This window comes from Acinetobacter sp. GG23 (assembly GCF_057766365.1).
This window is the reverse complement of record NZ_JBYMDJ010000007.1, coordinates 197,748-208,399: the sequence shown is the minus strand read 5'-3', so window position 1 is coordinate 208,399 and position 10,652 is coordinate 197,748. Positions and strand designations below refer to the sequence as shown.

Below are 10,652 nucleotides of genomic sequence, written 5' to 3'. Positions count from 1 at the left end.
AGTAAATGTTTATTTAATAAGGCTATACTAAAACAAATGATGAAATAGGTAAAACAGTTTGTTTTCATTATTAAGATCGGATTATCAAATCAAATAGCATTTATATTATCTTCACTAAACTCAGCATCTTTTCAAAACTTAAAAAACTGCAATGAAATAACAGTCAATAAAAACAATAAAAGCCCCTTTCGGGGCTTTTAACTTACATTATTTAAGGGGTAATGCGTTGTTCAACTCTTAATACGCGCCCTTTTAAAGACTGTGATAAGAAAAATAAAATCAAGCTCACAATTGCAGATAGAATGAGCATTGCAATAATAAAGATATTCACCAGACCGCTCATTTGTTCAGCTTGACTAACTTGCTTAGAAACACTCTGCGCCATCGGGGTGAGTGTTTTTCCATAAAGTTGATGCTGCATGGTCCAGAGTTGTTCAGGCTTGAAACCATATTCAATAAAATGGGGATCTGTTTTTTCCGCTTTAACCAACGCTAGAACCTGAGGAATGGCAGCATCTTTATCGACAGGTTTATGCAACAACGCGGCTTGTGCAAGTAAATAAGCCTTTACGGGATTATCTAGATTCGTCTGCTGTAAATATTGTGCCAATTCGCTTTGCTGAATATTTTTATCGTATTGAATCGCTTCGCTATAAGCATTATTTGAACCATCATTTAAATCATATTGCAGAAAGGTTAAGCCTGACCACAACACAATAAAAGCAACCAACCATCCCACAAATTTCAAAATAAAAGACTGAAAACGCGTATAAAAGAAACGTATTTTTTTCAAAAAATGAATGACAAAAAATGCCCCGACAAAAGAAAAAAACAGCTTCAGAATCAGCCAACCAAACCATGACAACAGATTAGTAAAATAATCAGTATGCTGCCCAAGTTCAGCAAGATTTGCATCCACACTCATGGGCATATGCAATTGCTTTAATTCAGTGCTAATTCCAAAAAAGCTATACACAAAATCATGTTGTAGAAATAAAGCTACCACTGAAGCAATAAAAACAGTGCTGCTGGTAATACCTAACAACATTAAATTGCGTTGACGTTTTTTCAACGCCACTACACCCGATTCAATCTGTTGCGGATTCACAGCATATTCATCTAAGGGAGGCAAACGGTTTCTCCTAAAGTGCGAGCAATGAACTTAAGGGTATTCTTAAGATTTATTCACTCCACTGGTACTTGATTCTATAACCAAATGATTCAAATTTTCCTGCAAAGCACGTAAGCGCGTCGTGGCTTCAGCACGTTTCTGCATACCTTCTTTCTGTACCTGAATCACATCATTCACTGTTTTAATGAGGGTGTTTTGCACATGTTCAAGCGTTTCGATGTCAATTACTGAACGCTGATTGGCTTTGGCAGTATCTACCGAGTTTTGATGCAACAAATCCGCATTACGGCGCAACAAATCATTGGTGGCATCATCAATACTATTGGCCAGTTGTACACTGTTTTTCTGCTCATTTAAGGAAATGGCCAAACTGATCTGGTTTTTCCATGCTGGTAAGGTGATGTTTTTAATGGCATAGAACTTATCCACCAGCATCAAGTTATTAGACTGGATAATCCGAATCATCGGCAAGGTTTGCATGGCAGATTGCTGCAAAACCTGTAAATCACTGACCCGTTTTTCCAGATTATTGGCCAGATGATTCAGGTCATAGACTTTTTGAACGGTGGTCTGATCTTGGGGTTGTGTGGTTAAAGATCCGATTTGTTGCTGAATTTCCTGTTCTTTCAATTTTCCGGCAGCAATATAAATGCCCAGTTGTTTATATTCGTCTTGCACACCCTGAAACATCTTATCCAAGGTATCAACACGACTTTTAAGCCCCGATTGTGAGGTTTCAATTTCTTTAACCAAAACATCAATTTGCTCTTTGGTACTATTAAAATTCTGATCGAAATTTTGCTTGGCTCCTTTCATTTTACTGATCAAGCCACCAAAAAAACCGGAACTTTTTTTCTTGTTGAGAATGCTACTGGTATTTAACTGCTGGGCAACCTGTACTACCTGGTTTAGCTTTTGACCGGTCGTGTCCAGGTCTTTGTTCTGCACCAGATTCAGTAGTTCATCGGTATAGCTTGATGTTTTGGTTGCAATATTTTTGCCATATTCCGCCACTGCGGTATGGTTCATTGCAGCTAATTCTTTATGTGCATTCATCACTTCATTAAAGTCTGAATGCTGCAAACCCATTTCTTGTAAATTCAATTGCTGAAATTTTTGCTGAACCATATCAGTGTTCACTTCAGCAGGGAGATCTTTCTGTTCAAAATCAGTCATGCTTCACCTGAATATTCTGTTTAATGTGTAGGTTTCTGAAGGGATTTTCTTAAAGTTTGGATCAGATTCTCTCGGCTATTATCCAGCTTTTCCAATTCAATTGTCGAATTGCTTTGGTTGCTTTGTTTAACATGATATTGCCATGCAGGAATCAAGACTTGCTGCGCCTCTTTAAAACGATCCAGCAAGGTAAACGAGAGCTGTTGAGATAACTGCATTTGTGTAATTGCAATATCATTACTGGCTTGTAAGGTTTGCAGAGTATTAATTTTTTTCGATAATCTTTCTGAAAAATTGTCTAACGGATGCTGATTCTTTACAAAATTAGGATATTCCACCAAGAATTCTTGCGCAGCCATAATATATTTTGCCATTTGTTCACGATGCCCGAGTAACTGCTGAAAACGAGCTTGCGACTTTTGAATCTCGATTTGCAATTTTTGACTTAAATAATTGGCACGGCTGAGCAATTGATCCAAGTTTTTATAATATTCGACCTGCCCAGAACCATATTCCAAGTCAATACCGAGCCACTTTTGCAAAGCATTAAACTTACGTTTTTTTAAATATTTTTTTGAATCTGCCAAGGATTGAATCAACTGTTCTATAGTTGAACTGAGTTGCTGAGTGAGATGTGGATCGACACCATTCAATAACACCGACTGTGCTTGAATAAGTTGATCAGCATAATGATTCAGACGATATTGATCATTCAGCAAAGGCACCAAATCATTACGCTGAATGGAGAGAAGTTCAGCCCGATTCACTTCAATTTCAGCCAAAGGAACGAGCACATCTATCTGGGACATAATATTAGAAACTCAATAAAATCATTTTTATAGTAAGCTTTTTAGAAAAAATATCATGTAGAGTTTTGCAATTGCTGTTTGCTATAAATCATAAATTTGATAAGAAATTTAATCAAAGTTTGAACAAGATTTAAAAAATAAAATTTACATCGCTTAATTCTATCTTTTGCTCATTTCGTTCACTACGTTGAAGATGAATATGTGAAGCATTGGATAACCTGCACCTCCTTCTCAGAATCATTTTTAAGCTTCTAAAAACTTGAGTAATGCAGAGTGACAAGTTTGACTAGAATCTCAAGTTATGCACTGAACTTTGATGCTCATAAATATTTTTTTGCAAAAATCACTTTCACAGATTTAAAATAATAATCTATAAACAATATATTTCAGACACTTAAATAAAGAATGATTCAATTTACTGATCAGGTTTTCTGAATTCCTTTAACACAACGATAATCCTGCCTGCATGATTATCGAGTACTTATAGTTAATTATCACTCGGTTCTTCATATCGCATCACTTTGTATTAATTCTACAAACTAAAACCCCCTCAAAGTCTTTGATAGCATTGGTTTGAGCTATTTTTAGCCCTATATCAAAATAGTGACTATTAGTGAAAGCACGCAGGCGGGAGGGAACTGCGTTTAGCCAAGAAACGCCTGCCCTTTCTAATTTAAATAGAGTGAAAATAAGTTATAAATGTGTTGAGATTACAGTTAGTAAAAGACTTGGAAGATAAGCTACAAGTAGCTGTTAAACTTGGTAAGCGGGATAATGCTGAATACCTTAAAATAGAACATCATAGGCAAGCTCACTTACGAACATGCATAGAAGAATCTAAAGGCGATTAGACCATAAAAAATATTTCTGACTTAAAATCAAAATAGAGTGTTCTTTGGATTTTGAGAAAAATATTACCTATTAACAGCTTAAAGTCATTCACCAGAATCACACAAAATGATCTATAAATAATGTGCTGATCCGAACCTTAGTTATTTAAAATTTTAACCAGTAGCAATGATGATCAATCCGTTTTTTCTGTCCCCAATAAAACCAATTTAAAAAGGATACTGCGATGAACGAGCGAATGAAAGCACTGGAAAAATCAATTATAGAGCTAATTCCAGAACTCACTGACATTTATAAAGATTTCCATCAAAACCCGGAACTTTCCATGCAGGAATTCAGAACTGCTAAAAAAGTCGCGGAGTATTTGCGACCTTTAGGTTATGAAATTCATGAAAAAATTGGCATCACTGGTATTGTAGCCCTACTATCCAATGGTGCTGGCTCGACGGTAATGCTGCGGGCAGACATGGATGCACTGCCGATGCCAGAAAAAACTGGCCTGCCTTATGCCAGTCAAGTCACAGGCGAAGCTGCTGAAGGAGTTAGAACCAATATCTCTCACATGTGTGGACATGATTTACATGTTGCATGGCTCATGGGCGTTGCCAAAATCCTATCCCAGCATAAAGAAGCCTGGAGTGGAACACTGATGCTGGTGTTTCAACCAGGTGAAGAAGTTGCCCAAGGTGCATTAGCCATGATTGAAGACATGCAAGATAAATTTCCTAAGCCCGATATTATTTTGGGGCAGCATGTAATGGTAGGAAAAGCCGGCACTGTAGGCTATAAGGCAGGTGCCATTTTAACTGCGGGTGATAGTTTACACATTACCTTTCATGGTCGGGGGGCTCATGGTTCGATGCCGCAAAATTCGATTGATCCTGTCATGATGGCCGCCTATAGCGCAGTACGCTTACAATCAATTGTTTCCCGGGAAATCTCCCCCCAAGATAGTGCCGTGTTAACCATTGGCAGTATTCAAGCAGGAACTAAAGAAAATATTATTCCAGATACTGCTGTAATGAAATTGAATATGCGCAGTTATAAAGATTCTGTCCGCGATAAGATGCTGAATTCAGTCAAACGCATTTGTAGCTGCGAAAGTCATGCTTCGGGTGCGAATGATGAGCCTGAGATCAAATTTATAAACAGTTATCCTGTCACTGAAAATGATCTACAGGCAACCACCAAGCTAGAACAAAGTTTTATCGATTTTTTTGCTGAACGTGCTTATGTCACGGCACCTGTCACTGCCAGTGAAGACTTCAGTTACTTTGGCCGTAAATGGGGCGTTCCTTATGTGTTCTGGTTTGTAGGTTCCACCGAGGCCAACCAATGGGAACAAGCCGTACAAAACAATACTGTGGCACAAATTCCTGCCAACCACTCATCTCTATTTAAAATTGAACTGGATCCGACCGTGAAAACAGGTTTGGAAGCCATGCTGACTGCAGCATTAACCTGGTTATAATCCTGGTCTCGTAGGTAAAGGGAGACATTAAATCATGCCTCATAGTACTTACAATCCCGTAAACAAAGGGGGCAATCAGCTTGATTATATGCCCCCTGCAATCTTCTCAAACTTCTGCATTCCAAAAATCTAAATTTCAAGTTTTCTTAGCTTTCGGAACCGTGAGCATGATAGATAGGATAGCAATCACGATCATCAGCACGTTAAACCCTAGTGCTATGATTGCAGCCTCACGCACGGCCAGGTTGTCCTGCCGCCCGGAAAATGTAATCACCCCTTCCAACCACATAATGCTTTCATTATTAGCACTAAATGCAGTGAAAATTGCGGCTGAGATCGCTACGCCAAAGGCGGCACCCAGTGACGAAGCCATTTTGTAGATGCCTGAACCCGCACCAGCCTGTGCATCAGGCAAATTGGCCAGTGCTGCATCGGTAGATGGGGTGGCATAGAAAGCCAAACCTACACCAAATAACGAATAGCCGATGATGGCGAGGATTTTATAGTCTGTCAGGAATAGATTAGCCGGTGACAGCAGTACAATCGACAAGCCGGTAATGAGACAGCCCCAGATCATCGGCTTACGCGCACCATAAAGTTTCAATAATTTCTCGCCGACACGAATGAAAGCGATGATGGCAATTGCATACCCTAGGGTCAGCATACCTGCGGCCTGGGCAGTCATATTTCCGCCAAACTGTACCAACTGCAGCGATACAATCAGCGTACCAGCTACCGCATTGAGTAAGAAGTTGGAGATCGTTGCACCAGTATAAGTGGCGTTTTTGAACAGGCTGAAGTCGAAGAAAGCATTGGGCGACTTGGATTCAATTTTTAGAAAAAGGGCGCCAACCACCACTGTTATAGCGATCAGTCCAAGTGATAATGGACTGGCCCAGCCAAAATTATTACCCTGAGTGACGACGACCTGCAATGCCACCATGGCAACCATGAAGGTCAGTACACCTGGTAGATCAAATTTATAATCCCCTCTGGTTGCAGCCTTGCTCTCCGGTGTGCCACGCATCATCCATAGGCCCAATATGCAAACTGCAATTGACACAAAGAAAATTGAACGCCAGCCAAAGTTTTGCGACATCAGGCCACCAAACAATGCGCACAAGCCAGAACCGCCCCATGACCCAATCGACCACATGCTGATGGCGCGTTGACGTTCTGCACCGTCCCAATAGGCTTTCACAACTGCCAAACTGGCTGGCATGATACACGCTGCCGAAAGACCCTGCAGCGCACGTCCGACTAACAGGACCGGTACAGCAAGCTCACCTGTCGGTGTCAGGCCAACCAGCAGAGAGCCAATGATGTTGAGATAGAAACCAATGCGTACGATCTTCATGCGGCCAATTCGGTCGGCTAGCCCACCCATGACGACGATAAAGATGCCGGAAAACAGTGCGGTGATTGCCACTGCGCTGTTCATACTATTGGCTGTCATACCAAGGTCGCGACTCATGTCGGGTGCGATATTGAGAGTTGTTTGGGCAAACAGCCAAAAGGCCATGACCCCCATGATGATGCCAAACAGCAGGCGATCGTTACCTTTAAATGCTATGTTGCTTGTCGTGGAATTCATAAAAAACTCCTTTGTTATTCTTAATATAGCTCTGTGGTGCCCAGAAATAATCTCGTCGTTACTATCTAGCTGAATAGCATAGATCATATTGTGCACATCTATTCCCTTTCAATCTTTCTTATATCTTTGCTCAAAAGGTTTAAGACTTAAACTGCCATTAAAAAAATATAACTCATATTACTTTCAGCCTAAATGAATCTTTGTTGTGTTTTGTATTAACCCCCGCAAGAAAACGGACAATTAATTCGCTAATTCCAATAATGTTGGTTGTTGAAGTTCGGAAAACAGAATGAGTTAGGCAAATGTTAGAAGCTGAAGCTAATACTCACATTTAGAATTACCAAGGCAGGGTTAAAAGATTCAGGATTTCAGCAGCACGGATCTAAATAATACGATGATCTAGAAGGTCTTGCAGGACTAAAAGACGTTGAATTTCTTTGTAAGATATAGACACCAACATAGCAAACCGACCGCTTCGATAATCGCAAAAGTGCATATTCTTAAAGCCGACATTTTTATTTTGGGCTTACATTTTTGATTTTGTATAAGGTGTATTATGTTAATTTTAGAAATTCTTAATTTTTAAATATTTTGGAGCATTAGTTTTAATGAATCAATTGGAGCTAATCCTTAAAACCTTTCATGAATATGAGTTTAAGGAAGGGTTAGATGATTTATTTTATTTGTATGGTAACTTTCTTAAAGAAATCGATCCAGAGGTTAAGCTCGAATATAAACAAGATACAGCCTTCTTCAAAGCTCTGAAAATACTGTTAGAAAGTGGTGATATTTCTTTATTTTATAATTTAAACTATAAAGAGCCATCTAGAGATGGAGAGTTGCTGCTTGGAAGCCCACAAGACCAAATTGAACAGCTACAACAAGTTTGGCTTGGTAGCTTTGCTATCCATCAAATGGATCAAAAAAAAATAATTCTCTAGGATGGTACTTCTTGATAAATTGCCCTTACGCATTAGCTCATAAACTTTATGATAAAGATGGAAAATTCATCCGTTGGTTATATACAGACTAGCTGTCTTAAGACTTAATTAAGGGAGTTAATAACTAATATTTAATATAATACAAATGAGTAAAACCAATAAAATTCAATTTAAAGTCTAATTATATTTAAAATCCCCAGAAGACATTCAAAAATGGGCCTTGGATACTTTAGAAATTAATCCTTCAGATGAACTAGCTTTAGAAGTATATTTTTTGGCTGTTCATTAAGAGACTATTGAATATTTTAAAAAGATACATATCACTGATCTTGATATAAATGCGAGAAATAATGTAATCCATAAATTATTGAATGAGTATGTTCTTAGTCTCAGTACTTCTATTTAGTCAAAAGAGGATATTTATTCTTTTTTTCAAAAAATTACTTTAATTTCAGAATACTTAGAAAATAAAAATTTAAATAATTTACTTATTTCATATGATGATGAATTATATTTAGCCTTAAAAAATTATTCACTATTATAACCTATGGAAATATTTTATAACTTTATAAAAGATCTCCAAAAATGGTAAAAACAAAACCCCATTCAACATAATGGCGCTTATACGAAACGAAATATAAAAAATATTTTTTTCATGTAGTTAAATAATTCCGATCTACCTAAAAACAGCAAAAAACTGGCTTAAAAACAAGTCGGAATTTTTAAACTTTTTTGATATATTCTGCCAGTAAAATCGATTACTTTATATTCAAGACGAAGCTTTTTTCAGTGTTCCTAGTCTTCCTAGAGCAAAAAATATCCCCCAATATCTTCGGATATAATGGAGACAGTTTTTGGCCGATCTTGTACGCATTTGCTTACATCAATTCCCGCCCTTTGCGGCTATACGATCTTGGGGTAATTTCCTATGATGGATTCATCAGGAACAGGAAGTTCCACACAATAATAAGAACATAGATACGCACAAGGACAGTAAGGTACGACAGGAGTTATACCAAGCGAACCAATACGAAAAACCCCGACAGGATACCGGGGTTTTTTTATGCATAAATATTTTTATAAAAGTAGGATAAGTTTTAGCTACTCACTCGTAGATAAAAGCTCATAATCTTTAAATTGAATGACCTCTACCCCAAGCCGCTCATTGATCTGTTTCATTAGATTTTGATAGTAGACAATTTCATTGTAATAAAAAACTTTCGCGGCTTTCTCAACATCACCAAAGCCCCCTGCATTTTACGGTACCACGCCGATCAGTTGTGGTGGAATACGATGGCCAGCCAACTACTCATCACGACTGGCAATCTTAATATTATAAAACCCATCTTTAGCAGCTACCTCAGCCAGAGGAATAACATTCGCCCCTTTTTCTTTTCCTCCTGATGTATAGAGTAATAAATTTTTAAAGTTGTCCGCCCCTTTTAAATTTTCCAAAGCATCTTCTAATGCGTCTACATTATTTTGAGTTTGTAATGCATATGCTGATGCAAGGACTGGCCAAACGGTATTGGAAATAGTGTCGGTGCAATAATTGCCAAAATAATGATCTAACACCGGTCATGGCCAACGATTTAAAAACCATAAATTTATCCCATGTGGACCAGACCAATGAATCGGATCTGAACCTGTTACAACGCTTGGTCAAACAGAACGGTGCCGAAATGGCGGTGAAAGAGACCGCTTACTTATCATTAAAGCCGGTTCTGCAAGAACCTATTCAGGTAAAGATCTACCTACCCTAGTTTTGACCAGGAACGACGGTGATCAATTTCGTTATAACGAACAAGATCATGAGTCTGACCATACCAGTGTATTAGCTAGCTATCAGGACACATGCAAAGCGAAATGTGACAAAGGGATTACAGGTGAAAAGAGTAAAGTGAAACATTTGAAAGGAACATTTGCCAATAGAGAATAAGCTGAACGCGCAAGTAAAATAAAAGTGGCTGAAATTAAACGGCAAATGGCAAAGTTCAGTATTACTACAGCTTATGGCCTACCTGAATTTAATGCAGAATCACCCATGAAACTACAGGGATTTAAAACTGAAAATAGACAAGCTAAAATGGATCATGGAAAAAGCCACTCATACATATACCAAATTAAACGGACTCGTGTCTCAGTTGAATCTAGAATCAGATCTAAAAACAACCTAAATCAAATTTATAATTTTCTAGTTAAAAATGTATTACCTAAATCTTTATATTTTAATTTTGGCATAATCATTTTTATCAGGCATAAAGCCAAGCAAGAAATAGAGAACATTTCAAAAACTTCAAATGATTCAGTAAGTAATAATAAAAATCCATAAAATAAAAAGATACAAATCAAACTTAAACCTATTGTTTTAAAATAAGTTGTAATAAATACTCCATATAAAAATGCTGAGAACAATATATTAAAATGTCTATTCATTCCGATTTTATCAAAAGTAATGATTAGTAAACAAATAGCTAAAATAGAACCCAAAAAAACAAAAGTATTTTTTATGACTAGCATTTTAATTACTTAACCTATAAACAATTAATAAAAACCTTCTCCCGAAGTAAATTACTCCGGGAGAAGGTACCCCATATACACTACATTTTTATTGTGTTCAAAATTATTATAACTCGTTATTTTAATTTAGAAGTTCTCCAGATTAACTTCTAAACTTATA

8 protein-coding genes are annotated in these 10,652 nt (G+C 37.5%); 3 read left to right on the top strand and 5 right to left on the bottom strand.

Features of this window, described 5'->3' with window-relative positions; translation table 11 throughout:
- Nucleotides 1-211: 211 nt before the first annotated feature.
- The 3 genes from AC3CAU_RS12765 to AC3CAU_RS12755 are packed head-to-tail and all read right to left on the bottom strand — an operon-like array spanning nt 212 to nt 3,117.
- Entirely contained in the window at nt 212-1,132 is a 921-nt protein-coding gene (locus AC3CAU_RS12765; RefSeq protein WP_424621804.1) for a hypothetical protein, read from the bottom strand.
- A 42-nt stretch (nt 1,133-1,174) separates the two neighbouring features.
- Nucleotides 1,175-2,308 (bottom strand): toxic anion resistance protein, encoded by a 1,134-nt coding sequence (locus AC3CAU_RS12760; RefSeq protein WP_131218325.1) that lies wholly within the window; start codon nt 2,306-2,308, stop codon nt 1,175-1,177.
- Between the two features lie 20 nt (nt 2,309-2,328).
- A complete protein-coding gene (locus AC3CAU_RS12755) occupies nt 2,329-3,117 on the bottom strand; it encodes a tellurium resistance protein (RefSeq protein ID WP_131218323.1) in 789 nt (262 codons plus the stop codon).
- 1,075 nt (nt 3,118-4,192) lie between these two features.
- On the opposite strand from AC3CAU_RS12755, the gene AC3CAU_RS12750 reads away from it, so the two are divergent.
- The gene (locus AC3CAU_RS12750) at nt 4,193-5,437 is read left to right on the top strand and encodes an amidohydrolase (protein ID WP_447053314.1); all 1,245 of its coding nucleotides are present in this window, start codon (nt 4,193-4,195) and stop codon (nt 5,435-5,437) included.
- A 136-nt stretch (nt 5,438-5,573) separates the two neighbouring features.
- Here AC3CAU_RS12750 and AC3CAU_RS12745 read toward each other — a convergent pair whose 3' ends face one another.
- The gene (locus AC3CAU_RS12745) at nt 5,574-7,031 is read right to left on the bottom strand and encodes an MFS transporter (protein ID WP_447053315.1); all 1,458 of its coding nucleotides are present in this window, start codon (nt 7,029-7,031) and stop codon (nt 5,574-5,576) included.
- A gap of 608 nt (nt 7,032-7,639) precedes the next feature.
- Here AC3CAU_RS12745 and AC3CAU_RS12740 point away from each other — a divergent pair.
- Nucleotides 7,640-7,972 carry a hypothetical protein gene (locus AC3CAU_RS12740; protein WP_447053316.1) on the top strand — a complete coding sequence of 111 codons (333 nt, stop codon included), beginning with the start codon at nt 7,640-7,642 and terminating at the stop codon, nt 7,970-7,972.
- A gap of 1,305 nt (nt 7,973-9,277) precedes the next feature.
- Here AC3CAU_RS12740 and AC3CAU_RS12735 read toward each other — a convergent pair.
- Entirely contained in the window at nt 9,278-9,547 is a 270-nt protein-coding gene (locus AC3CAU_RS12735) for a hypothetical protein (protein WP_447053317.1), read from the bottom strand.
- Between the two features lie 388 nt (nt 9,548-9,935).
- Between AC3CAU_RS12735 and AC3CAU_RS12730 the strand changes: the two genes are divergently transcribed.
- Nucleotides 9,936-10,304, top strand: a complete 369-nt coding sequence (locus tag AC3CAU_RS12730; protein ID WP_424621027.1) for a hypothetical protein — start codon at nt 9,936-9,938, stop codon at nt 10,302-10,304.
- Nucleotides 10,305-10,652: the final 348 nt, after the last annotated feature.

Excerpts from the sequence above, each read along its gene's own strand:
- AC3CAU_RS12760 (WP_131218325.1), bottom strand. The coding sequence starts at position 2,308 with ATGACTGATTTTGAACAGAAAGATCTCCCTGCTGAAGTGAACACTGAT.
- AC3CAU_RS12755 (WP_131218323.1), bottom strand. The coding sequence starts at position 3,117 with ATGTCCCAGATAGATGTGCTCGTTCCTTTGGCTGAAATTGAAGTGAAT.
- AC3CAU_RS12750 (WP_447053314.1), top strand. The coding sequence starts at position 4,193 with ATGAACGAGCGAATGAAAGCACTGGAAAAATCAATTATAGAGCTAATT.
- AC3CAU_RS12745 (WP_447053315.1), bottom strand. The coding sequence starts at position 7,031 with ATGAATTCCACGACAAGCAACATAGCATTTAAAGGTAACGATCGCCTG.
- AC3CAU_RS12740 (WP_447053316.1), top strand. The coding sequence starts at position 7,640 with ATGAATCAATTGGAGCTAATCCTTAAAACCTTTCATGAATATGAGTTT.